Below are 25629 nucleotides of genomic sequence, written 5' to 3' on the forward strand. Positions count from 1 at the left end.
GTAAAAGCAGGAGGAAATAACCTCCTGCTTTTAGTTTTGTTAAAAATCTTGTTTTTTCTTTTTATGTCGTGCAGAAGAAGCCGTCCTGCTGCCCGTTTCCATATTGGTTGTACCTTGCCCTTCGATGTTTGGGGAACTTAGTCCAGCCTTTGAAGGGTCTTTTTTGCGTTTGCTCATTATTAAACACCTCCTTTCTTACTGTTTCGTGTTAAGGCTATTTTTATCCATGGAATAAAAATGGAGAACAAAAGCCAATCTAACAAACGGAGGAGGTGTTAACATTGACGAAAAGAGTAGCGGTTGAACAATCCTTAACAAATGTTTCGGAAGCGCTTCGCCAAAAAGGATATGAAGTGGTTGATATGAAGTCGGCGCATGATGCTGAGAACTGCTCCTGCTGTGTAGTGAGCGGTGTTGATTCAAATGTGATGGGTATGCAGGATGTTTCTACAAAGGCTTCTGTCATTGAAGCAAGCGGCCTATCTGCGGATGAGGTATGCCGTCAGGTGGAGCAAAGAATGCAATAAAAGACTGTCCAAAGACTAAAGAGAAATTCTTTAGTCTTTTTTCAAAAAAAAATAGACGGGCATTAAACATTAAACCCGTCTTCTTCTTCTTCTGGCTTTTTCCTTTAGATTTTTCCTCAATATTAGCATAAAGATCCCAAATAAAAATATCGTTAACCCGACTCTGCCATAGTATCCAGTTGTCTCTTTCTCAGGCTCCTTATCTGTTTTCAGCTGGCTGGAAGCCACTTCATCTTGTTTGTCTTCCAGAAGCTTAACAGATTGAATGATCCTTCCGTTTTCATTCTTAATCTGCAGCTTTCCTTTTGCTGTAATGTCTTCTTCGTAGATTCCTTTTGGTAATGTTATGGCTACATTTTCACCGCCAGTTGTATAGGTTTTTCCATCGGAAGGAAAAACGTCAGTGCTGCTCAGTGTAGAAGTTTCAAAGTTGCTGAACCCATAGTTCAAAAGGTTTTTTGTATCATTATAAATATCCCGCTTAAATTCAGCTTTTAATACAATGGCCGTTAACTTTATTGAATCGTTTTCGGCAGAAGTGGCGAGGGTCTGCTTCGCTTCATCAACGAAACCGGTTTTTCCCCCTGTCACTCCTTTGAATGGAACCTCACCTTTAAGCATCCTGTGATGAGTAAAGATGGTGGTGTCCCATGACTTTCCTGCCCACTTCATTTCCTTTGTTCCATAGATTTCCCTAAAGGTCTCATTTTTCAGGGCGTAATTAGTTAATTTTGCAAGGTCCCCTGCCGTTGTATAGTGGTTTTCATCATACAAACCATGAGGATTAACAAAGTGAGTATTTTTTAATCCTGCACTCTCTTCCAGATAGCGATTAAGATTCTCAGAGAATGCTTTCGTATTGCCGTCCAGATGCTCAGCAATGCTCCAGGCGGCATCATTTCCTGAATTAATCAGCATTCCCTGTATGAGTTTTATTAAAGGCACTTTTTCTCCTTCCTCCAAATAAACTCGTGTTCCTTCAACCTCTGATGCTTTCTTGCTTATAGTTGCTATGTCCTTTAAGTCTCCATTTTCAATGGCATATATGGCTGTTGCTATTTTTGTCAAACTGGCAGGGTACATCTTTTTATCCGCATTTTTTGCATACAGAACTGCACCTGATTCAGAATCTGTTACGATTGCGGCTTCACTGATAATTTCAGGGTCTTTTGTTTTTTCAGCTGCTGCATATGCAGTCGGAAAACTGAATAAAAGCAGGATGAAAGCAAGCAATTTCTTCATGAATACACATCCAATTCAAACCGATAATCATTACTGATTGTACCAGACAATTCAAGCATGCTTATATGATATTTATAAATTGTTACATAATTGAAAATTTAATGCCGTATTTTGTGAAGAATGATAATGAAAGGTAATGCCCTGTTTCTATCTTTTCCAAAACCGCAAGAACTTAAAATTTTGAAAAACAAAAAAGCAATCCAATTGGACTGCTTTTTATCTGGAGCATCCTCCTCCACAGCTCGAACAGCTGGAGCCGCCTGAATCATGTCCACCTCCGGAATCATGATCACCATGGCTGCTGCAAGAGAACCCGGTGCAGTAAACCATTCCTGCAGCACTGTCTTTTGCGAGTTCCGGGGGAAGAAGTTCATTCATATGGTCCTCGAACCCATCTGGGTCATAAACCGAAAAATACACGGCTGGAAACAACAGTGAGGAATACTGGCTTACAGATGCGGGCTCCGAAAATTCAAGCGGCTTTTTCCCAAGCTTCATTGATTCTGATTCAGATATTTCATGCTTCAGTTTTTCTATCATTCTCTTTTTCAATTCAAGCCAATCAGTTCCTGCCCTGAAATACTTATTTAACAGTTCAGTCTCATTCATGCTTCTGAAATCCTCAAGTATTTCCTTTTTAATCGGATTTTGCAAAAACCTTCCCCAAATTCTTCTGCTATTATGGCCTGCTTCAAAAAGACTTAAGTACACCCAGTCAAAAAAAGCCCTTTCCCCTGGGATGGGGTTGCTGTCCATATTTGGGGAATGGTGCAGGTATTCCCCAAAGAAGTTTTTTGAAAACTGATCATAATCACGGGTAAACATGAGCATTTCATGCCATATTTCATCCGCTTTACTGCTGAACATAGGCACTGTTTTCAGTATGGCATTCATCACAAAATATCTTTTCAGCTCAAAAAATGTCCAATCATATGCGTAGTCTTTCCATTTCGGGTGCTCTCTCAGTACACGATTTTTTATATTCTCCCTGTACCCTTCAGGCAAAAATTTTTCTAATTTTTGAATCAGTGGAAGATAGTCGTCTGACTGCATTCCCAGATGTTCAGGAAGTGGCTCATCTTTAATAAAGGGATCTCTTTTTGAACCAGTAATTAGAACTTTAATGAATATGGCAGCGAAAATCACACCAAAAATAAACAAAAATATTTCCATAGAACCTCCCCCAATCTATATATGTTTCAATTATATATGAAATTTACAATATTTAGCAGGGTGGGTTTGAAAAAAAAACCGCCTAATAAGGCGGCATTGCTAATTTTTTGTCTTTATATAAAAACGCTTTAAAAATTCTACATAAATATCATCATGAACAAGCCATGCCTGGTATTTTCTTTTAATAAAATTTTCTGCCTGCTGAAAGTTCTGATAGGGTTCGCGGATTGGCTTTCCGTTCATTTCCAGAATCCAATCGTTCTCGCCTGCAGCAAAAATAAAAAATTTGTCTCCTTTCTTATTTTCGTAAAGTGATCCCTGCATAGAACTTTTATTATTGTATTTGTTCCTGAATGCATCCTGCCTCATGGGATCCAGAGGAAAAATATCCTGAACGAATAGTTTATAAGCATCTTTTCCCATGGAACAGCCTGAGGCTTTTGCATGTCCTCCTCCTCCAAACTTTCCGGCGACGGCAGATACATCAACGTGGTCATGAATGGTCCTGAAACTGATTTTTTTGCCCCCCAGGTTTAAGATAGCGATATAATCCAAATGGGGAAAATCTTTGCCAAGTTCATTACCTAATTCAGAATGATAGGATTCAGCATGGACGATGCCAGCACAAAATTCACCAATGAAAGTTTGGACAATTTCCCGCTTCTTCCGTCTAACATAACGCTCAATCTTTTCCTCTTCCATTTCCAGTAATTTTTGTTCAAAATCATCAAATTCGAAATGGTCTGAGTTTATAATTCTTTCCGTCATTTTTTCTTCGAATTCTTCAATGGAAACCATAAAGAATAGATCATTCAGATTCTTTGCTTTAATATTCTCATTTTGATCCCATTCCCAAGTATCATACTGGCGGACAAGTTCTACGAATTCGTCCAGAGCCAGGGATGATTTAATCAGTTTATGTTCCAGGAGATACTCATACAGCAAAGAGGTTGCAGCGGTGAGCCTGCCATCATCATATTGAACCTTCACTCTGCCCCAGCTGTAATCATTAAAGTGCAGGGCTGTTTTGTGATGGTCAATTAATCTGACTTTGCCGCCGCTTTTTTCCAGATCATCAAGCCTAATCAAGTTTTCATCATTAACAGATAAATCCGTGATAATTAAAAAGTCATCCTTCAAATTTTTTTCATTTTCGAACAATTTTTCAATCTGATGATCAAGTCCCATTACAGAGTTATAGCGTACCTCGACATCTTTTCCAAAAGCAATCTTTGCAATGATGCCGCATCCGACGCCATCAAGGTCATTATGTGTATACAGCCTGTACAATTTCAATCACCTGCTATTCTTAGACTCATTCCTCTACTAGTTTGGATGTGCAGGAAAATTCTATGCGGAAAATCCCCGCTGCAATCAACGGGGATTTTCCGGTTAAAGCAATATATAGGCCAGAGGCGCAGCAATCAGTATCGTTAAAATGGTTCTTTCTGCCCAGATGACCAGCAGCTGCGGAATGGTGATCGGGATCTCTGTTGATAAAATACACGGGACAAGTGCAGAAAAGAATATGATAGCTGATACTGAAACGACTCCGATAACAAATTTAGTGGCCAGTGCTGCCTCTGCTGCAAGCAATGCCGGCAAAAACATTTCAGCTATCCCCACTGCACTTGCTTTTGCTGCTAATAATGGCTCAGGCAGCTGCACCAGAGCAGTAAATGGATAAAAGATATATCCAAGCCAGTCGAAAACAGGAGTGAATTCTGCTAGAACCAATCCTAATAAGCCTACAGACATAATGGATGGCAAAATGGACATCGTCATGACAATCCCATCTTTTAAATTATCTCTGATGTTTTTCCATAAAACCGGGGACTGTGCGGCTGTATCCATCGCTTCTTTCCAGGCTTCCTGCAGACGGCTCCCTGAAAAGCTTTCCATTGGAGGCTGCTGTCCATTGTAATATTCTTCGCTCATTGATCTAAGAGGCCAGATTCTTACTGTAATAGCCGTTACGATGAAGGTTACAGCAAAGGTCGTCCAAAAATATGTGTTCCAGATTTCCATCAATCCAAGTGTTTTGGCAACAACAATCATAAAAGTTGCGGAGACGGTTGAGAATCCGGTAGCAATAATGGCGGCTTCCTTAATACTGTATTTCCCTTCTTTGAATACCCTGTTTGTAATGAGCAGCCCGATTGAATAGCTTCCTACAAAGGATGCCACCGCATCGATTGCAGATTTCCCGGGTGTCTTCCAGATCGGCTTCATAATCGGCTGCATTATGACACCGAAAAATTCAAGGAGGCCATATCCAACCAGCAGTGCCAGAAAAACGGAGCCGATTGGAACAAGCAGCCCGACTGGCACGACGAGTTTGTCAAACAAAAACGGTCCCATACTCGGGTTGAATAGCCAGTCAGGGCCATAGCCGGAGACGATCATTATGGCGACAAATAACCCAATCACTTTAAAAATGGAGAATACAATATTTACTTTGTTCTTGTTCCAGGATTTTGTATAGAAAGGATAAATGGCGCCAAGCATGATGATGAGTAAGGCATAATAAGGGACAGCTGCAGGTATGGAAGTCTGAATGGCTGTGACAATATGGTCAAGCATGATGGAGGATTTCTCATTAACGGTGACAGGAACAAAAAACATAAATATGCCAATTGCGCTGAAAAGAAAAAATTTAACCTTATTTTTCAAAGCTGCATTTGGATTCTTGAGCTCAAGCTGGTGAGATTGATTCACTGCAGTTTCTTTTTCCATTCTCATTCCCCCTAGTAATTTAGAGGTAAGGAGCAAAGTCAGCCCCTTACCTTCTGTTCATTAATGCTGTCAAAAAGGTCAGAAAAGTGTACGTACCTGCTTTTACCGTTGGCTGTGCCTTGTGATCTCTTGTTGGATCGAGGCAAACTATATCCATGGCTGCCGTTTTGGAAGAAAGTCCTGCCGCATATACCGCATTGAATAATTCTTCTGTGCTCATGCCGCCTGGTGTGGATGCAGGAACCCCAGGAGCAAAGCCGATATCAAGTACGTCCATGTCAATCGTGACATAAATTTTATCCACTTTTGACTCCAGCTGCAAAAGTGCTTCTTGAACCGTTTCTTCAATTCCCCGTCTCCTGGCTTCTTTAAGCGTAATATAATTGAGTTTGTGCTCTTTTGCATACCTGATAAGTGACTGGCTGTTAAAAAAGCCATGAAGGCCAATATTATAGACATTTTCCCCTTTAATCATGCTGTTCTGTATCAGGTTGCGGATTGGTGTCCCATTAGTCGGCCCGTGGTCTTCAAGGCTTCTGAGATCAAGGTGAGTATCCAGCTGGAGTATGCCGATTTCTTTTTCTGGCTCCAGTTCTTTCAGGCCGCTGACGAGCATGGCTGTAATGGAGTGGTCTCCCCCAATCGCAATTGGAAATGAATGAGGAAATTGTTTTCTTACATCTTTCATTGTCTGTTTAATATTGGAATGGCATTGCGGAATATCCGTGAAATGCATTTTTACATCGCCAAGATCTGCAACCTTCATCTTTTGAAGATCACTTTCAAAATCCAGATTGTACGTGGAAAAGCCTTTCCAGGATCTCCTGAATGATTCAGGGAATTCAGATGCTCCTGATGCGCTTATGGATGAGCGGGAAAGGGGGACACCGAATAGCACGACATCCCATTTTTCTTTTTTCAGATCCTCTTCCCTTTGGATTTGACGAATCCATTCACTCACCTTTATGTCAGTTCCTAATTCGGCTTGCGGCCAAAAGAACCCGGGAGGATTTATTGTTGGCAGCATAAGCTTCCTCCTTTAACGACCACTTTCCCATTTTTAATCACTGTGTCTGTATGGTTCATTCCGTAGTGATATTGCATTTGCATGTAGTTTGGAACATTGAGCAGAAGCAGATCAGCCTTTTTCCCGGCTTCAATACTCCCCACTTCTTTTGCCCGATTGATGGCATGTGCTGCATTAATTGTAGCGGCAGTAATGGCTTCTGCCGGTGTTAAACCCATGTGCATACAAGCAAGATTCATCATAAAAGGCATGGAGCAGGTTGGCGAAGAGCCGGGGTTGCAATCCGTTGATAAAGCAACCGGCACACCTTTATCGATCATCCGGCGGCCCCTGGCGGCTTCAGCCATCAAGAAGAAAGCTGTGCCTGGAAGAAGCACACCTATTACTCCCTTTTCAGCCATCATCTCCATTCCTTTATCAGATGCTCTAAGCAAATGATCTGCAGAGATAGCACCGACTTCAGCGGCAAGTTCCGCCCCCTCATATGGTTCGATCTCATCAGCATGGATTTTCGGAATCAGGCCAAGCTTCTTCCCTGCTTCGAGCAGCTTTCTGGACTGTTCTGGAGTGAATACGCCCCTTTCACAGAAAATATCGTTGAATTCAGCAAGCTTTTCTTCTGCTACTATCGGAAGCATTTCTTCAATGACCAAATCAACAAAAGCGTCTGGATTCTCTTTGTATTCTGCGGGAACCGCATGTGCACCCATAAAGGTGCGAACAACATCCACCGGATGCAGTTCGTCCGCTTTCCGGGCTGCAGTCAGCTGCTTGCGCTCCGTTTCCCAATCCAGGCCATATCCGCTTTTTGCCTCTATTGTGGTTACACCGTGTTTAAGAAAGCGATCAAGACGGACAAGGCTCGCTTCTACCAATTCCTCTTCAGATGCTTTTCTGGTCATTGAAGTGGTGGCGTGAATTCCGCCGCCATTGTTCATAATTTCCATATACGTCGCCCCGTTCAGACGCATATTGAATTCCTCTTCCCTGCTGCCTGCATAAACTAGATGTGTATGCGGGTCAACAAGTCCTGGAAGGAGAATTTTCCCTGAGGCATCAATGATTTCAGCATCATGAAGCCGGCTTTTATAGTCAGCTTCAAGTTCCGCTGTTGTACCTGCTGATTTGATAATGTCTTCTTCAATCCATACCGCCCCGTCTTCTATGATGTGAAGTTCGCTCATTTTTTCTTTTGTCAGCGGCTGTACGGAGCTGCCCTTTAATGTAATCATTTGATTTGCATGTTTGATAAAAATAGGTTTTGAGTGCATAATGTGCTCCTCCTTAAAAAATGGAAGTTCCAATCCATAATAATCATGAATTGGAGTGCTTCCTATTAAAAAATATAAAAGGTTATTTGCCAGTTTAAGAGTTTTTTTGCAGAATTAAACTGGCTTCTTTGCAAATTGGCTTGGTTTTTTGCTGATTTGGTGTTTTCTTTGCTTGTTTTCCGCCATTATTTGCAAAGTTCATAAAATACAATAGAAAATCTTTATTTCATCATCGGAATGTTTACGCCTTTTTCTTTTGCAGTTTTGATAGCAAGATCATAGCCTGCATCAACATGGCGCACAATTCCCATGCCCGGATCAGATGTAAGTACCCGTTCAAGGCGCTGTTCTGCTTCCTTTGTGCCGTCTGCCACGATAACCATTCCTGCATGAAGTGAGTAGCCCATTCCTACGCCGCCTCCATGGTGGACGGATACCCAGCTCGCACCGCCGACCGCATTGATCAGTGCATTCAGGATCGGCCAGTCTGCCACTGCATCGCTGCCGTCCTTCATGCTTTCTGTCTCACGGTTTGGTGATGCAACGGAACCAGAATCGAGATGGTCGCGGCCGATAACAATCGGTGCTTTCAATTCACCTTTTGCCACCATGTCATTAATTATTTTTCCAAATTTGGCGCGCTCCCCATATCCAAGCCAGCAAATTCTTGAAGGCAGTCCCTGGAATTGAATTTTCTCCTGTGCCATCTTGATCCATTTGCAAAGGTGTTCATTATCAGCAAATTCGCGCAGAATCACTTCATCTGTTTTATAGATATCTTCAGGATCTCCTGATAGTGCTACCCAGCGGAAAGGTCCCTTTCCTTCACAGAATTGCGGCCGGATGTAGGCAGGCACGAATCCAGGGAAATCAAAAGCCTTCTCAACACCTTCATCTTTTGCCACCTGACGGATATTGTTTCCGTAATCAAATGTGACTGCACCTTTCTTTTGCATGTCCAGCATAGCCTGAACATGGACAGCCATGCTGGCCTTTGATTTCTGAACATATTCAGCAGCATTTTCCTCTCGCAGAACAGCTGCTTTTTCTAAAGAATAGCCGATCGGAACATAGCCATTTAAAGGATCATGTGCAGAAGTCTGGTCAGTCAGGACATCAGGGATGAAGTTCATTTCCAGCATTTTTGGCAGAATTTCAGCTGCATTGCCTAAAAGACCGATAGAAAGCGGGCGGCCTTCATGTTTTGCCTCAGCTGCTAATTTAATAGCCTCTTCAATTGAATAAACTTTTGTATCCAGATATTTGGTTTCAAGTCTGCGGTCAATGCGGTGTTCATCTACATCAATAGCAATGCAGACACCATCATTCATTGTTACAGCAAGCGGCTGAGCGCCCCCCATTCCGCCAAGGCCTGCGGTTAAAGTAATGGTCTGTTTCAGTGAGCCGGAGAAGTGCTGTCTGCCAAGCTCGGCAAATGTTTCGTAGGTACCTTGTACGATTCCCTGACTGCCGATGTAAATCCAGCTTCCAGCTGTCATTTGGCCATACATCATCAGGCCTTTCTTATCAAGCTCATGGAAGGTATCCCAATTTGCCCAGGCTGGCACAAGATTCGAGTTGGCGATCAATACCTTCGGTGCATCTTTATGTGATTTAAAGACCGCAACCGGCTTTCCTGATTGAACAAGAAGTGTTTCATCGTCTTCTAATTCAAGCAATGTTTTGACAATTGCGTCATAGCAGTCCCAATTTCGTGCTGCCTTCCCAATCCCGCCGTAAACAACCAGCTCTTCAGGGATTTCTGCAACTTCTTTATCTAAGTTATTCATAAGCATGCGGAGTGCTGCTTCCTGAATCCAGCCTTTAGCATGAAGCTCACTGCCTTGATAGTTTTTTATTTCTCTTTTTGTTTCCGCTTTCATTGTTATCCCTCCAATGTTATCTCATATTTAGATTTTATAATAATAACTATCTGAAAAGTATAATAATTACGTTTGATTTTTTATAATTTTATTAGATTTTAATAGTGTTTTTCTGTAAATTTTATATAAATATAAGTATTTTTATAATTAGAGTAAAAAAATAAACCCCCGGTTACACGGAGGTTTTATGCATGCTCTTTCTAAATTGATTTGGCGGCATTCCTTTAATCTTACTGAAAACTTTATTGAAATATTGCTGATTGCGAAAACCGCAGACAGACGCGATTTCCTTAATGCTTATTTCTGATTCGATCAAAAGCTTGGCAGATTGCCTAATCCTCGTTTCATTAAGCAGCTCCCGGAACGACTTGCCGCATTTTTTTGCGAGCATGGAGCTGATATAATTCGGGTTTCGGTCTGCATATTCAGCTGCCCTTTCAAGAGTAACCTTAGGGTCCCAGTAATTCGTCTCTATAAAGAATAGGACTCGGTCAGTAGGTTCCAGCTTCAGCTTTTTATCAGAGCGTATGGTTTCAAAAATATAGGAAATGAAGCTAATCATTTCGTTAATGACCCGGTAGATCAAAGGGGAATAAAGGATAGTCTGGAATAAACGAAGATATTCTTTCTCCATCTCACCGTCTGCCAGCCGGAAAGTCTTCATATGCCTGCGAATTTGCGCAAGAATACTGGTCAGCCGAATTCTGATGAGTCCCGGTTCCGGATAAGGGTCTGCCAAAATAAGAAACTCCTCGTAAAACCATGACTTCAGCGCTTCTAAATCAGACTGATTCAGGAAATCAATCCACCTGCTCTGTTCCTCAGGGGTTAAGAATGGATCAATTGATAGCCATTTAGGCAATGAGCTGTCCTCAATTACCTGATTAAATCCCCTGTAAAACGTTACCTCCATCAGTTTCCTGTTGGCAAGATAGTGGCTTCTGACGGTTCCGCTGTCCTCCTTACCCGTATAAATGCTGATGGCAATTTGTTCTGCTGACGTTTCCTGCCAGTCTCTCATAAACCTGAGGCTCTCCTCTTTCCAGGCCACATCAGATTTTTCTGCAATAATCAAAATCATATCACTCAAAATAAAATAGTGAACTGCTTTTTGGAAAGTAAAGCTTTCAAGAAATTTAAAAAGCTCAGGAAGCTCCAGCGGGTTTTTGGTCTTAATTCCGATAGATACAAGAGGTTGAGCCGAATCAGATTCTTCTATAAATAAATCCTGGTAATTGAAGTCTTTTTCCGCTTCTTTACTGAAGTTTTGTTCAGCAGTCCGACTAATCATCTGATTGCGCCTATGAATCTTTCGCGCTGATTTCAATAAAATATCTGCTGAAATCGGCTTAAGTATTAAATCGGATACACCCATGTCGATTGCTCTTTTTGCTTGTGAGAAGGTCGCTTCCATTGTTAAGGCAATCAAATCCGGCCCTATGATCTGAGTGGTTTTTAAAAATGAATCATAACTTTCTTCATTTATCAGATCAAGTTCAAAAATCAATAGGTCTGGCTGAAAAGTTTCAAGCTTCTTAATAAGTCCTGATTCATTTTGGGCAGACTCTACCTGCCATGCGTTCATAGAAGATTTAAGAAGCCACTCTATGCCTTTCGTATCGTACTCATCCCGATTGGCCACAAGTACTTTGTACATGCTGCCACATCCTTTTTTAATTCTATTATGAAATAATATTTTGGCAGATGTAAAGAAATTATCGTAAAAATCTCAGAAATATTAGACAAGTAATGATGCCCTTCCTGCATATCTATATAGGGACAACCAATTTGGAAGGAGTATGAGCATGCCTTTTCTTGTATTAAAGAAACGCAGCATCATTGCATTTGTCATCATATTTTCAGTAATCGTTTCTGCATCAGTATGGTTTTTTTCAAAATCTGATAGTGTGACAGTATTCAACCAGAAGGAGGGCGAAAAAGTCCGGGAAATTCATATGGTTACAGGAGAATTTAAGGCTAAGCTGCCTGATGGCAAAGAAATTGAAGCTTATCGCTGGGATCCTGGAACTATTTTTCTGGAAAAAGGTGAAAAGGTAAATCTGAAGATTTGGGGAGTAAATGGAATGGAACATCCATACATCATAGAAGGGACTGATATTAAAGGTGTGGTTAAAAAAGCAGAAGAGACGGTTGTCCCACTTCAATTTGATAAAGAAGGCGTTTACCGTCTAGTGTGTCTTACTCACCCGGATAAGGATAATAGCGGACCAATGATTGCTTATATTGTAGTAGACTAATGGGAAAAGCAAAAGCACCGGATAATCCGGTGCTTTTCTTAAATAAATAGAAAACTTTTACTTTGAAAACTGTTTAGCGCAAGCAGCCTATCCCCTCGAAACGAGGCCCCCAGGATGGGGGCCATGCAGACGTTGCCACATGACGTGGCGTTCTTAGTCTGCTTTCCTTCGTGGGCAAGGCGCTTCCGCCTTTTTTCTTATCTCCCAATAAACATCTGTGTCCAGTAATGGCCATAATAACCGCCCTGTGCATATCCAACACCGATTTCTGTGAAATTGGCTGATAGGATGTTCTTGCGGTGACCCTCACTGTTCATCCATGCTGTTACAACTTCCTGAGGTGTTTTTTGACCTGCAGCAATGTTTTCTCCAGCGGTTCTGTAAGTGATTCCAAAGCTCTTCATCATATCAAACGGGCTTCCGTATGTAGGAGAGTTGTGATCGAAATACTTCTTATTGATCATATCCTGAGATTTGTATCTTGCCACTCTCGCAAGCTCCCAATTTGATTTTAAGGGCTTTAATCCATACTTTGCCCTTTCCTGGTTTACGAGCTGAACTACCTGCTCTTCCACACTTGTGGTAGCTTTTGATAAAGCAGGGATATTCACCTTTTGCCCAGGATAAATGAAGTTCGGATTTGAAATCTGCCCGTTGGCATTAATGATTTCAGGAACTCCCACCTGATACTTCAGGGCGATCTTCCACATTGTATCCCCTGGCTGAACGGTATGTACTGTTGATGCTTTTGCATCGAAATTGAATCCAAAGACAAGTGCGACAGACAACATCAGAATGAATGAAATTTTTGATAATGTTTTCATATTTATATTTAATCAAAATCTCTTATTCTATTAAACAGGTAATTGTTGGCGCTGATTGAAAGAATTTCATGACCTCCTCTTCCCTTTTCTTTTAGTTTGATTTTCAATCTCTATATAACAGTTCAAAAGTACGATAGGTTTTATAGTACACATAAGCGTTATTAAATACGGATTTACTATATTTCACATTACGTTCAAAATGTTTGTGATTTATTTCACATTTAATCTGTTATATTGAATGTATAGTTAAGTTGTAATAACTGTTATACACATTAATTATATGAGGTGAACTAATATGGAAAGTTGGAAGGGCTTTAAAAAAGGCATTTGGATACGTGAAATTGATGTTAGAGACTTTATATTGAAGAATTACTCACCATTTTTCGGGGATGAATTGTTTTTGGAGGGTCCAACAGAAGCTACTTCTTCATTATGGGAACAAGTAATGGAGCTCACGAAAAAGGAACGTGATAATGGCGGCGTGCTAGATATGGACACAGAAATCGTCTCAGCCATTACCTCACATGGACCTGGATACCTGGACCAAATAAAAGAAAAAATTGTGGGTGTTCAGACTGACCTTCCGTTTAAGCGCTCTCTTCAGCCGTTTGGCGGAGTCAGAATGGCTGTGGCAGCCTGTGAAGCATACGGCTATGAAGCCAGCAAAGAGATGGAAAAGATATTTACAGACTACCGCAAAACACATAACCAAGGCGTGTTTGATGCCTATACCGATGAAATGAAACTTGCCCGCAAAGCCGGCATTATTACTGGCCTGCCAGATGCATATGGCCGAGGCAGGATTATCGGTGATTACCGCAGGGTTGCTCTTTATGGAGTTGACCGCTTGATTGAAGCCAAAAAGGCAGATTTGAAATCAACTTCAAGTGTGATGACGGAAGACAATATTCGCCTTAGAGAAGAGATTTCAGAACAGATCAGGTCTCTGAATGAACTGAAGCAGCTGGCAAACAGCTATGGTTTTGATATTTCAATGCCTGCTGGAAATGCTCTTGAGGCTTTCCAATGGCTGTACTTCGCCTATCTTGCTGCCATCAAAGAACAAAATGGAGCAGCTATGAGCCTTGGCCGTGTTTCGACTTTCCTTGATATTTTCATAGAAAGAGACATCCAGAAGGGCGTGCTTACCGAGAAGGAAGCCCAGGAACTGGTCGATCACTTTGTAATGAAGCTTCGCCTAGTTAAATTTTCGAGAACGCCTGACTATAATGAATTATTCAGCGGCGATCCGACATGGGTTACAGAGTCCATTGGCGGGATGGCGCATGATGGACGCCCGCTAGTCACGAAAAATTCTTATCGGTTCCTTCATACTTTGAATAATCTGGGTCCGGCACCTGAACCGAATTTAACAGTATTATGGTCCAGCAAGCTTCCGGAGAATTTCAAAAAATATTGTGCAAGGATGTCAATAGAAACAAGTTCAATTCAATATGAAAACGATGATATCATGCTTCCTGAATATGGGGATGATTATGGAATTGCCTGCTGTGTTTCTGCTATGGAGATTGGGAAACAAATGCAATTTTTCGGTGCAAGAGCAAACCTTGCAAAGGCCCTGTTATATAGCATTAATGGCGGCAAGGATGAAAAACTCAGCGTCCAGGTCGGCCCTTCCTATGCCCCAATTTCCTCAGACATCCTTCAATATGAAGAAGTGATGGAGAAGTTTGATTTAATGATGGAATGGCTGGCAGATCTCTATATTAATACGCTGAATATCATTCATTACATGCATGATAAATATAGCTACGAACGGATCGAAATGGCTCTGCATGACTCCGGAATTCTCAGAACAATGGCCACTGGCATTGCGGGTTTAAGTGTAGCGGCCGATTCACTAAGTGCGATCAAATATGCAACTGTTAAGGCAATCCGTGATGAGAAAGGGCTAGTGATTGATTTTATTACAGAAGGAGATTTCCCGAAATACGGCAATAATGATGATCGCGTTGACAGCATAGCTATAGACCTGGTTGAAAGGTTTATGAAAAAGCTCCGCAAGCATCCGACATACAGAAACTCTATGCATACGATGTCTATATTAACCATTACATCCAATGTGGTATATGGCAAGAAAACCGGCAATACGCCTGATGGACGGCGTGCCGGCGAGCCATTCGCCCCAGGAGCCAATCCGATGCACGGGAGAGATTCGAAAGGAACGCTTGCTTCCCTGTCTTCTGTTGCAAAATTACCCTACAAATATGCGCTGGATGGCATCAGCAACACCTTCTCCATTGTCCCTAAAGCACTCGGAAAGAATGCTGATAGCCGAATTCGCAATCTTGTATCTATACTGGATGGATATGCCATAAAGTCAGGACATCACCTAAATGTAAATGTATTCAATAAAGAAACGCTTCTGGATGCCATGGAACACCCGGAGGAATATCCACAGTTAACCATTAGGGTATCAGGCTATGCTGTGAACTTCATTAAACTGACTAAAGAGCAGCAGCTTGATGTTATCAATAGAACATTCCATGAATCAATGTAACCAATAGGATGGCGGGCCCTTAGAAGTGGCCCCCTCCTCAAAAAAGCTTGAGCAAAAGTGATGCGGCTCCGCCGGCGCCGGCTGCTTTTGGAAAGGAAGATGATGATGGACGGCAACATTCATTCAATTGAGACATTCGGTACAGTAGATGGGCCTGGCATTCGTTATGTCATTTTTACACAGGGGTGCCTACTTCGCTGTCAATTTTGCCATAATGCAGACACTTGGGAGATTGGGTCAGGAAAACAAATGTCCGTTACAGAAATCATGAATGATCTGCAATCCTATCTCCCTTTTTTGTCGGCTTCCGGAGGCGGCATTACAGTAAGCGGCGGTGAACCTTTGCTTCAGATTCCTTTTCTTATAGAACTTTTTAAAGAATGCAAGAAACTTGGCATTCACACGGCAATAGATTCATCGGGAGGCTGCTATTCCACCTCACCGTTTTTTCAAACCCAGCTGAAAGAGCTCCTGGACTATACGGACCTGGTGCTGCTGGATTTAAAGCATATTGATAGGGAAAAGCATAAAAAACTGACAGGTCTTACAAATGAACATATACTTCAATTTGCCCAGCATCTATCTGATAATCAGGTGCCTGTATGGATCCGCCACGTACTTGTCCCTACAATATCTGATGATGTAAGTGATCTGGAACAGATGGGGCGTTTCATTAGAGAGTTGAAAAATGTAAAAAAGATTGAGGTCCTTCCCTACCACAAGCTTGGTGTATATAAATGGGAAGCTCTCGGATTGGAATATCCGCTGAAGGAGATTGAGCCGCCAAGTGAGGAAGCGGCAGAATGGGCTTATCAAATTCTTACTGGAGAATAATAAAAAGTCAGTTCCGGTTGCTGGAACTGACTTTTTAGTGTGATTTGTTACCTGTGTAAGATACTGAAAAAGTGGTGGATAAATTTAACAAATTCTTTAAAGAGGCCTAAATGGCTTTGGTTTGGTTTACTAACATGCTTGATCCTGCTTTCCAACTATACTCTATATAGAACCACCCTTTTTGATCCGGTTCCACACGAAGAGGCGGTTGGCTCCCTGCTTGATTTTATGGTCGTTGTACCGCTATTGGTGTATTCCTTATACTGCGCTAGAGATATTCGCTGAAGTATTTTGGTGCAGTCATTTTAGCAGGAAACCGTGCTGCTTAATTTAGTATTCCTGTCAGGGATTTCCCGCATTTTTCCTATTTTCCCTATTTAAACGTTTTTCCGAAATGTTTTTTATTGGGCTGGAGCTGTTTATTGCCTATAAGATCTTACTAATTTGCCAGGACTTTTGAGAGAATACCGCAGGCTGAATGAAATCAATTCGCTTTTTCTCTTTAATGCTAAGAGATCGGCGGATAAGCATTTCCCCAATCATAAAATAGGGTCTTTTTTTGTGGCTGAACTCGCAATGTTTAATTACGCCCTGTTTTCATGGAAAAGCAAACTTCGATAACTCATGGCGATGCTTTTACCTACCATCAAAAAACAAGTATAAATGCTGTATATATTTTGATGATCCATGCGATTGCCATTGAATCAATCGGACTGCATTATTGGCTTCATTCATGGAATGCTGTTGCTGCATATATCGTATTAATAGCAAATGTTTCTGGTGCATTGTACTTTCTGGCCGAGAAAAACGCCACCCGCTTAACACCTTTTGTGTTACGGAATCTCACTTGCTGCTGCAGTCCGAATTCTCAAAAAGGATGTACCTTCCATTGAAAAATATTAAAAGAAATTTGATGCCAGGGTGCCTGATTTAATTCATAAAAAAGCCGATGTTCGAAATTCTGCTAAAAGATCCCCTGGTTTATGAATAAATGTATGGCTTAAAAAGAAAGGCCAGCCGCATCTGCTGAATGTGGATGAACCAGAACGGTCTTACGAGGAAATGCTTATGAGGCTGAACCAAAAATAAAAGGAAAATCCCTTAATGGATTTTCCTTTTCAAGCAGGCTTATTTCCACCAGTTATCGTGCATTGATGCAGGCAGCTGGCGCTTGTGTTCAGAAACCAGGTAGCGTTTTTCGATTTTCTCTGCAGCATCCGGATTGACTGATTTCCCTTCAAGGTAGTCATCCAATTCATCGTATGAGATACCTAATTCAGTTTCATCAGCCTGTCCGGGTTTCTGGTCAAGAAGATCTGCTGTAGGCACTTTTAAGTATAGTCTTTCTTCTGCCCCAAGCTCTTTAAGAAGTGCTTTTCCCTGTCTTTTTGTCAGTCCGGACAGCGGCAGGACATCTGCACCGCCATCGCCATATTTTGTGAAGAATCCAGTCACTGCTTCTGCAGCATGATCCGTGCCGATGACCAGCAAGCCGTATTGGCCTCCAATCGCATATTGGGCAATCATTCTTAAGCGGGCTTTAACATTGCCTTTATGATAATCCTTCAGAGGTTCCTCCGGAATTATACGATCATACTCGGTTTTCACTTCATCGACTGCATTTTTAATATTAAAGACCACTTCTTTGTCGGCCTGAATAAAGGATAGGGCAAGCTGTGCATCCTTCTCATCCTGCTGAACGCCGTACGGAAGGCGGACTGCTATAAATGTTGCATCCTTCCCCTCTTTTCGAAGCTCTTCAACCGCAAGCTGCGCAAGTCTTCCTGCAAGAGTGGAATCCTGGCCGCCGCTTATGCCCAGTACATAGCCTTTTGAATTTGTTTTAACAAGATAATCCTTTAGAAACTCAATTCTCTTCTTTATTTCTTCCTTCGGATTGATATTCGGATTTACATTTAAACTTTCCATAATTTCTTTTTGCAGATTCATTGCAGGTTCCTCCCTCGTATTAAAGCATCAGCCTTTTATATTTTCTTTCACCTGGCTGATCATTTTCATCTTATTATCCCAGCACTTCTGGCTAAGGTCGACTGGGTATTCCTCTGGATTTAGAGAACGGCGGTACTCATCCCATAATACATTGAGATTATCCTTTGCAAAGCTTTGCATCTCTTTTAAAGATGGAACTTTATAGGTAAGCTTGCCTTCCTGAAATATCACTTTATGAAGTTCTCTGGCTTCGAAATTTGTAACGAACTTGCTTATAAACGTGTGAACAGGGTGGAACATCTTAAGCTTTGGTTCAGCTTGAGGATTTTCATGATCCAGAGCAATATAGTCCCCTTCTGATTTATGGTTATCTCTGTTAATAATCCGATATACCCTCTTTAATCCGGGAGTTGTCACTTTTTCCGGGTTGCCGCTTATTTTTATAGTGTCAGCCATTTTTCCATTTTCATCTTCTATTGAAACGAGTTTATAAACAGCCCCTAATGCAGCCTGTTCGTACGCCGTAATGAGTTTTGTGCCAATGCCCCAAATATCGATTTTGGCTCCTTGAGCTTTCAGGTTTATGATGGTGTATTCATCCAGATCATTGGAAGCAATAATCTTTGCTTCAGGAAAACCTGCATCATCCAGCATTTTTCTTGCCTTTTTAGAAAGGTAAGCCAAGTCCCCGCTATCAAGCCTTATCCCTTTAAAGTTAATTTGACCCCGCATTTCCTTCGCCACTTTAATTGCATTCGGTACTCCGGATTTAAGAGTGTCATACGTATCGACGAGAAAAACACAGTCCTTATGGGTCTGGGCATATTTCTTAAAAGCTTTATACTCGTCCCGGTAAGCCTGTACAAATGAATGGGCATGTGTCCCTGCAACCGGAATGCCAAACTTCTTGCCTGCTCTAACGTTGGAAGTGGCATCAAAGCCGCCGATATAGGCAGCTCTGGTACCCCAGATAGCTGCGTCCATTTCATGGGCTCTTCTTGAACCAAATTCCATGGCTGTTCCATCGCCAATTACTTCTCTGATTCGAGTTGCTTTTGTAGCAATCAATGTCTGGTAGTTAATGATATTCAAAATAGCTGTTTCAATAATCTGGGCTTCAGCCAGCGGAGCTTCTACACGCAAAATTGGCTCATTGCCGAATACAAGCTCACCTTCTTCCATTGATTTGATGGTCCCTGAAAACCTCATGTTTTTCAAGTATTCGAGGAAACCTTCTTTATAATTCAATTCGTTTTTTAAGTACTGCAGATCACTGTCTGTAAATCTGAAGTTTTCAATATATTCAATAACTCTTTCCAGGCCGGCAAAAATTCCATAGCCGTTGCCAAAAGGCAGTTTCCTGAAGAACACTTCAAAGACCGCCTTTTTATTATGTATGTTGTCTTCCCAGTAAGTCTGAGCCATATTTATTTGGTACAAATCAGTATGTAAAGCTATACTATCATCCGTAAATTCCCTCTGCATTATCGCAACCTCCTTTGACAAATATTACAATTCCTTTTAAAAATCTGTTATCTGCTATTATCCCCCATTCCAGTTTTTATCATCTTAAATAGATGAAATATTTGGCTATTATTTTTAATAGTAGTGAAGTTTATCGCCTTTATCAAATTTTTCAACCTACAGCCATACGGGTATTTACCCGTTAAGGATTTTTTTACACATTCCTTTGTGATTGTTCGTTATGTTGAACAGCGGTATTATGCTGTTATAATACTTTAAAATTATTTCCCGAATATCACATGCTGTGATATTATATTGCGATAAGAAGCCTGAATATTCCCTCGGGATGCACTTCCCTATTACGGCAATCACCAACTTTCTGCCCTCCGCATAGGATGTCATGAATTGACAAGGAGGGTTGTGAGATATGGAAAGACGGGGCCTTTTGCCTTTCGTTGTGACCGCATTTTTTGCTGTAGTGATTTCGCTCTTTGCATTCTCCCTGATGGATTCAAAGGATGACGCTCCAAAAACCCAGACCATTCCAGATGGCCAAAGCAAAAGCAATGACAGTGATATCACTAATCAAGTAAAAAATAATATAAAAGGAAATAAAGCTAAAGTTAATAACTCAATCGACAACAATTTGAATAATGATGAAGATAGCCGAATTGACAATAATGTTACGAATGATATTGAGGTAAATGTGGATGTTAATGTATCAAATACAATCAAAAATAAGGCTGATAAAAATCAGGACTCCGGTCAAACAGGAAATGGAAATGAAAATGAAAACAGCGGCACCGAAGACAGCAGCGGAGACAAAGGTGCGAAAAATGACCAGGGTGGAAAATCAGAGGATGATGAAGTCGTTTGGGGTGTAGACTCTGCAAGTCTCACCACAAGCGACTTGCTTTCTTGCGTACAGGAAAACTTCGGGTCGCCTAAAGTGTGGGGACGCTATTTAGGTGATAAAGAAGGTGTATCAGCAGGCATTACACCTCAAGAGGCTGAATTTCTGCAAAGCAATGATATTAAATTACTCGTGATTTGGAATCGATTTAATGAGGCAACAGGCATAGAAAATGGACAGAGTGAGGCGAAAGCGGCTATCCAATTGGCACAGGATCTGGGAATACCGGAGGGTGTAGCGATTTTTGCGGATATTGAGCCAAATTATCCTGTTGATTCTTCCTTTATTGAAGGCTGGTATCAAGCAATGGAAGAGTCACCCTATCATCCTGGCATATATGGAATTTTTGATAAGGAACAGGCCCTGACTAAATCTTTCAGTCAAGCAGCAGCCAAAGATTCTTCCCTTCTTGAAAACACATTCATATGGACAGCTGCGCCAAATGCAGGAATTACTGAGCAGGAACAGGCGCCTGGATATAAACCTGAAGCTCCTGCAAATTCATTGATTGCAGGCTGGCAGTATGGAATTGACGCGAAGGCATGCAATATTGATACAAATTTATTCAATAAAGATATACTTGATGTCCTTTGGTGAGTAAGAAACGCGGAAGCGCCATGCCCGCGAATGATCGGAGATTAAGAACGCCAGGTTCTGCGGCAACATCAGCATGTCCCCCATCCTCCTAAAAACTGCTGCTTTTGGTCATGCGAAGATTATGCTGACGGAGCCTCCCTTGTCCTGGGGGTCTCAAGCACGAGACGAGCCTAACGGAAAGGCTTCCTTTGCCTTTTTGGGAGGATTGCTCGAAATGTGGAGGCGACTGCCAAGGAACGACAGGCATAAGACGGTTACTGTATAGAAGGCTTTTTTCCTTCTGTAAGGAAACGGCTTATGACCCCGAGGGGATAGGCGCTGGAGCTAGACAGCAAGAATAAAGAGCCCGCAAAGGCTCTTTTATATTTTGAAGCTGTTTTTCGGTATTCTGTTATTCCATAACTGGTTCATGACAAACGGCGTGCCGATAAACACAGGAACTACATAATAGCTGAGACGGTAGAACATTAGAATCAAGAGCCCCAATTCGGTGGGAACACCTTGTGATTCCAGTCCGATTAAAAATACAAAATCAAAGGATCCAATGCCTCCAGGGATCATACTCGCAATGCCAGCGCAAGCTGAAATGATGACAATGGGAAACAGAACAAAAAATGAAATCGATACATCAAGGGCCCGGGCTATTCCCCAGATACATATAATAATAAATAGCCACTCCGATAAAGAAACAGCCAGCAATTCCCCTGCAAATCCTTTTTTGATGTGTTTCGTATTCCAAAAAGACGACTTAAAAAAGTAAAGGCCCAGCAGCAGAGGTGTATAAGCCGCAACGGCCCAGACTGCAATCTTTATAAGTTTAACATCATCGTATAAATGTAAATCTGTAAAAAGGACGATCCATGACAATATGGACAAGCCTGTTAGGTAAAATAGCGACAGCTTGGCAATTACTTTGATATACGGAGTATTGCCAGTCAGGTAATCCTTATAAAAATAGGACCTGAGTGTAGCTCCGGCCACGCCCCCAAATCCGATGAAGTTAGAGAATGCGTTGGCAGATAAAGAATAAAATAACAGCTTTTTTTTAGGCACTCTAATTCTGAAAAGCCTTTGGAGTATTTCATCATAAAAATACATTGGAAAAAGTGCAGCCAGTCCCAATAAAAGGATAAAAAATAGCCTTCGGAAGGTTAGCCGGTCAACATAAAGCTCAAGGAGAGCCCAATTAAAATCATTGAATATCCCTTTTGCCTCCACCATGACAAACAGCAAAATGAATAAGGGTACTAGGAGTTTGGCAAGCGTTATAATTGGTTTTTGTTTTAACAAAGACAAAATACCCCACCATTCATGTATTGAACTAGAGATAATGATTAATTAATCTCCCTGATAGAGTGTATCATACTAAAGTCGATATAATATATACTTTCTCCTATTATATTCCTGCATAGGTACAATAGAATGAACAAACGATAACTTTTTTGCAATTGGTTTACATCTGCAATTGTTTTCAATGCGGCATTCAATTATACTTAAATCTGTGAATAGAGGTGAAATAATATCTTTGAATTAATAACTGAATCGTCTTTTATTTCATCAGAATATACTCTTTATTTAACATATATCATTGGTTTAGCTGCAAAGCTGTTAATCATTTGGAAAATAGAGACGACTTTATACAGTACCAGATATATTGAGAAAGAACAAAGAGAATATGAAAGCCTTTCAGGGTTCCGCATGGATCGGGGCTTTATTTGCGATTCGATTCAGTCCTGGATTGCCAAACTTATACTAAAAAAAGGCGAACAAAGTGATGAGCCTGAAGGTCTCTCCCCTATTTGAAGAAAAAATAAAGCGGGAGGTTTGACCTATATGAGAAAAATTAAACTGTTATTAACCATTATCATAATTACTGTAATGCCAATATTCTTAACCGCCTGTCAGGCTCAAGGAGGTCAAGGAACAGGCTTTTTCCACCATTATTTTGTCGATCCGTTTGCATGGGCAATTCACGGAACCGCCGTTTTCTTTCATGGCAATTTCGGCTTGGCCATTATCTTCATTACCTTAATGATAAGGCTGATACTGATGCCATTAATGCTGAAACAATATAAAAATCAAAGCTTAATGAAGGAAAAAATGGATAAGTTAAAACCTGAACTTGATAAAATCCAGCAAAAGCTGAAAACAGCGAAAAAACCGCAGGAGCAGCAAAAGCTGCAGCAGGAAATGTTCGGTTTGTATCAATCTCATGGAGTAAATCCTTTGAATGCTGCGGGATGTCTGCCAATCTTTATTCAAATGCCCATTCTGATGGGGTTCTATTATGCCATAAGAGGGAATCAGGAAATTGCTGCACATTCGTTTCTCTGGTTCAATCTTGGTCATTCTGATATTTGGATCACTATAATTGCAGGAATTGTGTACTATCTTCAGTACCGGTTCACTTTAACCAATATGACTGCGCAAACGCCAAAGCAAATGAAATTGATTGGTTTATTGTCTCCTGTAATGATTATGCTGGTTTCTTTAAATGCCCCTGCCGCTTTGCCGCTATATTGGACTGCGGGCGGAATATTTTTAGTTTTTCAATCATGGCTTAGCAGAAGGTTATATACAAAAGATAAATCTGATACCGTGCAGTTCATGTCAGAGTCATAATCACATGGGGAGCAGGCTAAATGCCATGCTCCTTTTTTTTGTTTACAGATAAAAGAAATTGGAATAACAGCGCCTATTCTTGGAAAGATAAGGGGGAAAAACGGAAGGAGGAAAGTGAATGATCAAAGGTAAATTATTTATGGCAGGGGCTCTTTCAGCTGCGTTGCTTGCAGGATGTGCTATGAATAACGCTGATATGAATGAGACAGCTCAAAGAAACAGAGACTTGACAGAGCCTACAAAAGTGAACGACAGCAACTATGGCGAAAATGGACGCACCACTGAACCGGGGATTGATCTTACCCGCACGGGAACGAACAATGAGAATCGCAATGAATCCCCGCGAATGGAGGTTGCTGATAAAGCTGTAGATAAAATTACCTCTATTCCAGAGGTTGAGTCTGCGAATGTAATCGTAACAGACAATAATGCCTATGTTGCCGCACGCTTGAGTGATGGAAATGGAGAATTGACTAAGGATGTCGAGGGGAAGATTTCAGATCAGGTCAAAGCGGTCGATCAGGATATTGATAATGTATATGTTTCTGTTAACCCGGACTTTTATGATCGAATGACAGGATATACAGAGGACATTCGAGCTGGTCAGCCAATCGAAGGATTTTTTGATGAATTTACAGAAACTGTCCGCAGAATTTTCCCAACACAGAGGTAAAAAAAAGAAAACGGCTATCAAATAGCCGTTTTCTTTAATGAACTAAGCATCCTGGAAATAGTCTTTATAAAATCCGCTTACTTTTCCGGAATTGTCTAGGATAAAATAGAATTCTTCAGTTTCATTTTTTACATCATAGATATTCCCTGCCGTCAATGCCCGGTCAACAATGTATTTTGCTGCATCTGTATGCACGCATTTTACTTTTTTCAATGTTTCTCGTTCATGCCATTTTAAATGAATCAAAATTGCCACTCCTTCACAGTCTGCAAACTTTATATGGTTAGTAATTATTATAAAGAATACGATCTGCTGTCTGCAACTAGATTCTCTTTAACTGCTGGAATTAACTTCATTATTTTGCGGAATCTCCTGATTTTATCCGCTTCAAATGTATAGACTTCTCCAGTTAGTGTGTTTTTCATTGTTACATACGTAATTTCACAGATTTGGTCTATTCGTATAAACTCTAAATGATCATAATGTTCGTTTTCATATTCCACTTCATAAAAGCCATTATCTGCTATAATTTTCATTTTGATGACCTTCTTTCTAAGATGATGGCAAAGGTAATATACCACCCGCTTAGCCTGTTTCAAACCACCAATTAAAAATTTTGCATTATTTTATTCCTTCCCATTAACTTAAGTACATTAGATTCAAGTAAGGTCTTGCTTCATCCTCTAAGACAGCTTTATACTCTAATGAATGGCCGTCTGGCTCATAAAAAATATACCGAAGCAGCTGGCATCCAAGTATGGACAAGCCAAAGCTTTCCCTCACCCCGATTCCTTTTCCATTAAAAAAGGCATAATTCCCCGCAGCTTGTCTGCCGAAACGGAAAATGCAATGACTTCTATAAATCGGGGTGACTTTTGTTTCCCAGATGCCCAGCATGTATTTTCCCCCAGAAAGAATAATGCTGCTTTCCTGTCTTCTATTGTGTACGCTGCTTTAAAGCCAAGGTTTCCATAAAACTCAATGCTTCTTTCAAAATTGGCTGAATCAAGATGTGCTTCATATAATTTTGCTTCATGGATTGTATGGTCCTCCTATTCCATATTAACTGCTTTATCACAGAAGAATCAGGACCATACAATATAGAAAAAAGGAT

The 25629-nt window shown here is 41.0% G+C and carries 24 protein-coding genes; 8 read left to right on the forward strand and 16 right to left on the reverse strand.

Going from position 1 to position 25629, the window contains the following annotated elements:
* Positions 1–39: 39 nt before the first annotated feature.
* Positions 40–177 carry a YuzL family protein gene (locus ACR42H_RS12605; protein ID WP_019379858.1) on the reverse strand — a complete coding sequence of 46 codons (138 nt, stop codon included), beginning with the start codon at positions 175–177 and terminating at the stop codon, positions 40–42.
* A gap of 104 nt (positions 178–281) precedes the next feature.
* Here ACR42H_RS12605 and ACR42H_RS12610 point away from each other — a divergent pair, with 104 nt between their 5' ends.
* Entirely contained in the window at positions 282–527 is a 246-nt protein-coding gene (locus ACR42H_RS12610) for a YkuS family protein (RefSeq protein WP_048011629.1), read from the forward strand.
* A 69-nt stretch (positions 528–596) separates the two neighbouring features.
* Here ACR42H_RS12610 and ACR42H_RS12615 read toward each other — a convergent pair whose 3' ends face one another.
* The 8 genes from ACR42H_RS12615 to ACR42H_RS12650 form a co-directional block, all read right to left on the reverse strand.
* Positions 597–1769, reverse strand: a complete 1173-nt coding sequence (locus tag ACR42H_RS12615) for a D-alanyl-D-alanine carboxypeptidase family protein (protein WP_436376536.1) — start codon at positions 1767–1769, stop codon at positions 597–599.
* Positions 1770–1985: 216 nt separating this feature from the next.
* Complete coding sequence (locus ACR42H_RS12620) at positions 1986–2942, reverse strand: hypothetical protein (RefSeq protein ID WP_436376538.1); 957 nt, start codon at positions 2940–2942, stop codon at positions 1986–1988.
* A gap of 99 nt (positions 2943–3041) precedes the next feature.
* Positions 3042–4232 (reverse strand): DHH family phosphoesterase, encoded by a 1191-nt coding sequence (locus ACR42H_RS12625; RefSeq protein ID WP_113880918.1) that lies wholly within the window; start codon positions 4230–4232, stop codon positions 3042–3044.
* Positions 4233–4334: 102 nt separating this feature from the next.
* Positions 4335–5678 carry a YjiH family protein gene (locus ACR42H_RS12630; protein WP_436376540.1) on the reverse strand — a complete coding sequence of 448 codons (1344 nt, stop codon included), beginning with the start codon at positions 5676–5678 and terminating at the stop codon, positions 4335–4337.
* Between the two features lie 46 nt (positions 5679–5724).
* Positions 5725–6705, reverse strand: coding sequence for an agmatinase family protein (locus ACR42H_RS12635; RefSeq protein WP_436376542.1), 981 nt, complete (start codon positions 6703–6705; stop codon positions 5725–5727).
* Entirely contained in the window at positions 6690–7976 is a 1287-nt protein-coding gene (hutI, locus tag ACR42H_RS12640) for an imidazolonepropionase (RefSeq protein ID WP_436376544.1), read from the reverse strand. Before hutI ends, ACR42H_RS12635 begins: the two co-directional genes overlap by 16 nt.
* 221 nt (positions 7977–8197) lie before the next feature.
* Positions 8198–9859 carry a urocanate hydratase gene (gene hutU / locus ACR42H_RS12645; protein WP_436376546.1) on the reverse strand — a complete coding sequence of 554 codons (1662 nt, stop codon included), beginning with the start codon at positions 9857–9859 and terminating at the stop codon, positions 8198–8200.
* Positions 9860–10031: 172 nt separating this feature from the next.
* Positions 10032–11516, reverse strand: coding sequence for a helix-turn-helix domain-containing protein (locus ACR42H_RS12650; protein WP_436376548.1), 1485 nt, complete (start codon positions 11514–11516; stop codon positions 10032–10034).
* A gap of 148 nt (positions 11517–11664) precedes the next feature.
* Between ACR42H_RS12650 and ACR42H_RS12655 the strand changes: the two genes are divergently transcribed.
* Positions 11665–12117 carry a hypothetical protein gene (locus ACR42H_RS12655; protein WP_113880924.1) on the forward strand — a complete coding sequence of 151 codons (453 nt, stop codon included), beginning with the start codon at positions 11665–11667 and terminating at the stop codon, positions 12115–12117.
* Positions 12118–12314: 197 nt separating this feature from the next.
* Here ACR42H_RS12655 and safA read toward each other — a convergent pair whose 3' ends face one another.
* Entirely contained in the window at positions 12315–12941 is a 627-nt protein-coding gene (gene safA / locus ACR42H_RS12660; RefSeq protein ID WP_157380239.1) for a SafA/ExsA family spore coat assembly protein, read from the reverse strand.
* 295 nt (positions 12942–13236) lie between these two features.
* On the opposite strand from safA, the gene pflB reads away from it, so the two are divergent.
* From pflB to ACR42H_RS12675, 3 genes are all read left to right on the forward strand, one after another.
* Positions 13237–15462 carry a formate C-acetyltransferase gene (pflB, locus tag ACR42H_RS12665; RefSeq protein WP_436376551.1) on the forward strand — a complete coding sequence of 742 codons (2226 nt, stop codon included), beginning with the start codon at positions 13237–13239 and terminating at the stop codon, positions 15460–15462.
* A gap of 105 nt (positions 15463–15567) precedes the next feature.
* A complete protein-coding gene (gene pflA / locus ACR42H_RS12670) occupies positions 15568–16296 on the forward strand; it encodes a pyruvate formate-lyase-activating protein (RefSeq protein ID WP_113880927.1) in 729 nt (242 codons plus the stop codon).
* 599 nt (positions 16297–16895) lie between these two features.
* The gene (locus ACR42H_RS12675; RefSeq protein WP_258549792.1) at positions 16896–17189 is read left to right on the forward strand and encodes a hypothetical protein; all 294 of its coding nucleotides are present in this window, start codon (positions 16896–16898) and stop codon (positions 17187–17189) included.
* A 235-nt stretch (positions 17190–17424) separates the two neighbouring features.
* Here the strand turns inward: ACR42H_RS12675 and nadE are convergent, their stop codons facing one another.
* Together nadE and ACR42H_RS12685 are read right to left on the reverse strand one after the other, a co-directional pair.
* Positions 17425–18246, reverse strand: a complete 822-nt coding sequence (nadE, locus tag ACR42H_RS12680; protein ID WP_113880928.1) for an ammonia-dependent NAD(+) synthetase — start codon at positions 18244–18246, stop codon at positions 17425–17427.
* 27 nt (positions 18247–18273) lie between these two features.
* The gene (locus tag ACR42H_RS12685) at positions 18274–19731 is read right to left on the reverse strand and encodes a nicotinate phosphoribosyltransferase (RefSeq protein ID WP_113880929.1); all 1458 of its coding nucleotides are present in this window, start codon (positions 19729–19731) and stop codon (positions 18274–18276) included.
* A 406-nt stretch (positions 19732–20137) separates the two neighbouring features.
* Between ACR42H_RS12685 and ACR42H_RS12690 the strand changes: the two genes are divergently transcribed.
* The gene (locus tag ACR42H_RS12690; protein ID WP_436376554.1) at positions 20138–21220 is read left to right on the forward strand and encodes a glycoside hydrolase domain-containing protein; all 1083 of its coding nucleotides are present in this window, start codon (positions 20138–20140) and stop codon (positions 21218–21220) included.
* A 360-nt stretch (positions 21221–21580) separates the two neighbouring features.
* On the opposite strand, the gene ACR42H_RS12695 is transcribed toward ACR42H_RS12690, so the two are convergent.
* A complete protein-coding gene (locus ACR42H_RS12695; RefSeq protein WP_243856075.1) occupies positions 21581–22510 on the reverse strand; it encodes a lysylphosphatidylglycerol synthase domain-containing protein in 930 nt (309 codons plus the stop codon).
* Positions 22511–23053: 543 nt separating this feature from the next.
* On the opposite strand from ACR42H_RS12695, the gene yidC reads away from it, so the two are divergent.
* Positions 23054–23842 (forward strand): membrane protein insertase YidC, encoded by a 789-nt coding sequence (gene yidC / locus ACR42H_RS12700; RefSeq protein WP_113880932.1) that lies wholly within the window; start codon positions 23054–23056, stop codon positions 23840–23842.
* A gap of 118 nt (positions 23843–23960) precedes the next feature.
* Positions 23961–24515 carry a YhcN/YlaJ family sporulation lipoprotein gene (locus tag ACR42H_RS12705; RefSeq protein WP_113880933.1) on the forward strand — a complete coding sequence of 185 codons (555 nt, stop codon included), beginning with the start codon at positions 23961–23963 and terminating at the stop codon, positions 24513–24515.
* A 42-nt stretch (positions 24516–24557) separates the two neighbouring features.
* Here the strand turns inward: ACR42H_RS12705 and ACR42H_RS12710 are convergent, their stop codons facing one another.
* The 3 genes from ACR42H_RS12710 to ACR42H_RS12720 all read right to left on the reverse strand — a co-directional run bounded on the left by ACR42H_RS12710 (position 24558) and on the right by ACR42H_RS12720 (position 25412).
* Positions 24558–24761, reverse strand: a complete 204-nt coding sequence (locus tag ACR42H_RS12710; RefSeq protein WP_436376557.1) for a DUF6501 family protein — start codon at positions 24759–24761, stop codon at positions 24558–24560.
* Positions 24762–24808: 47 nt separating this feature from the next.
* Positions 24809–25051 (reverse strand): hypothetical protein, encoded by a 243-nt coding sequence (locus tag ACR42H_RS12715; RefSeq protein ID WP_436376559.1) that lies wholly within the window; start codon positions 25049–25051, stop codon positions 24809–24811.
* Positions 25052–25154: 103 nt separating this feature from the next.
* Positions 25155–25412 carry a hypothetical protein gene (locus ACR42H_RS12720; protein WP_436376561.1) on the reverse strand — a complete coding sequence of 86 codons (258 nt, stop codon included), beginning with the start codon at positions 25410–25412 and terminating at the stop codon, positions 25155–25157.
* Between the last annotated feature and the right edge of the window lie 217 nt (positions 25413–25629).

Origin of the sequence: Cytobacillus sp. BC1816, from assembly GCF_051353635.1 — a bacterium.
GTDB classification, from domain to species: domain Bacteria; phylum Bacillota; class Bacilli; order Bacillales; family Cytobacillaceae; genus Cytobacillus; species Cytobacillus oceanisediminis_C.

Excerpts from the sequence above, each read along its gene's own strand:
- ACR42H_RS12605 (WP_019379858.1), bottom strand. The coding sequence starts at position 177 with ATGAGCAAACGCAAAAAAGACCCTTCAAAGGCTGGACTAAGTTCCCCA.
- ACR42H_RS12615 (WP_436376536.1), bottom strand. The coding sequence starts at position 1,769 with ATGAAGAAATTGCTTGCTTTCATCCTGCTTTTATTCAGTTTTCCGACT.
- ACR42H_RS12620 (WP_436376538.1), bottom strand. The coding sequence starts at position 2,942 with ATGGAAATATTTTTGTTTATTTTTGGTGTGATTTTCGCTGCCATATTC.
- ACR42H_RS12630 (WP_436376540.1), bottom strand. The coding sequence starts at position 5,678 with ATGGAAAAAGAAACTGCAGTGAATCAATCTCACCAGCTTGAGCTCAAG.
- ACR42H_RS12635 (WP_436376542.1), bottom strand. The coding sequence starts at position 6,705 with ATGCTGCCAACAATAAATCCTCCCGGGTTCTTTTGGCCGCAAGCCGAA.
- hutI (WP_436376544.1), bottom strand. The coding sequence starts at position 7,976 with ATGCACTCAAAACCTATTTTTATCAAACATGCAAATCAAATGATTACA.
- hutU (WP_436376546.1), bottom strand. The coding sequence starts at position 9,859 with ATGAAAGCGGAAACAAAAAGAGAAATAAAAAACTATCAAGGCAGTGAG.
- ACR42H_RS12650 (WP_436376548.1), bottom strand. The coding sequence starts at position 11,516 with ATGTACAAAGTACTTGTGGCCAATCGGGATGAGTACGATACGAAAGGC.
- ACR42H_RS12655 (WP_113880924.1), top strand. The coding sequence starts at position 11,665 with ATGCCTTTTCTTGTATTAAAGAAACGCAGCATCATTGCATTTGTCATC.
- safA (WP_157380239.1), bottom strand. The coding sequence starts at position 12,941 with ATGAAAACATTATCAAAAATTTCATTCATTCTGATGTTGTCTGTCGCA.
- pflB (WP_436376551.1), top strand. The coding sequence starts at position 13,237 with ATGGAAAGTTGGAAGGGCTTTAAAAAAGGCATTTGGATACGTGAAATT.
- pflA (WP_113880927.1), top strand. The coding sequence starts at position 15,568 with ATGGACGGCAACATTCATTCAATTGAGACATTCGGTACAGTAGATGGG.
- ACR42H_RS12675 (WP_258549792.1), top strand. The coding sequence starts at position 16,896 with ATGGAAAAGCAAACTTCGATAACTCATGGCGATGCTTTTACCTACCAT.
- nadE (WP_113880928.1), bottom strand. The coding sequence starts at position 18,246 with ATGAATCTGCAAAAAGAAATTATGGAAAGTTTAAATGTAAATCCGAAT.
- ACR42H_RS12685 (WP_113880929.1), bottom strand. The coding sequence starts at position 19,731 with ATGCAGAGGGAATTTACGGATGATAGTATAGCTTTACATACTGATTTG.
- ACR42H_RS12690 (WP_436376554.1), top strand. The coding sequence starts at position 20,138 with ATGGAAAGACGGGGCCTTTTGCCTTTCGTTGTGACCGCATTTTTTGCT.
- yidC (WP_113880932.1), top strand. The coding sequence starts at position 23,054 with ATGAGAAAAATTAAACTGTTATTAACCATTATCATAATTACTGTAATG.
- ACR42H_RS12705 (WP_113880933.1), top strand. The coding sequence starts at position 23,961 with ATGATCAAAGGTAAATTATTTATGGCAGGGGCTCTTTCAGCTGCGTTG.
- ACR42H_RS12715 (WP_436376559.1), bottom strand. The coding sequence starts at position 25,051 with ATGAAAATTATAGCAGATAATGGCTTTTATGAAGTGGAATATGAAAAC.
- ACR42H_RS12720 (WP_436376561.1), bottom strand. The coding sequence starts at position 25,412 with ATGCTGGGCATCTGGGAAACAAAAGTCACCCCGATTTATAGAAGTCAT.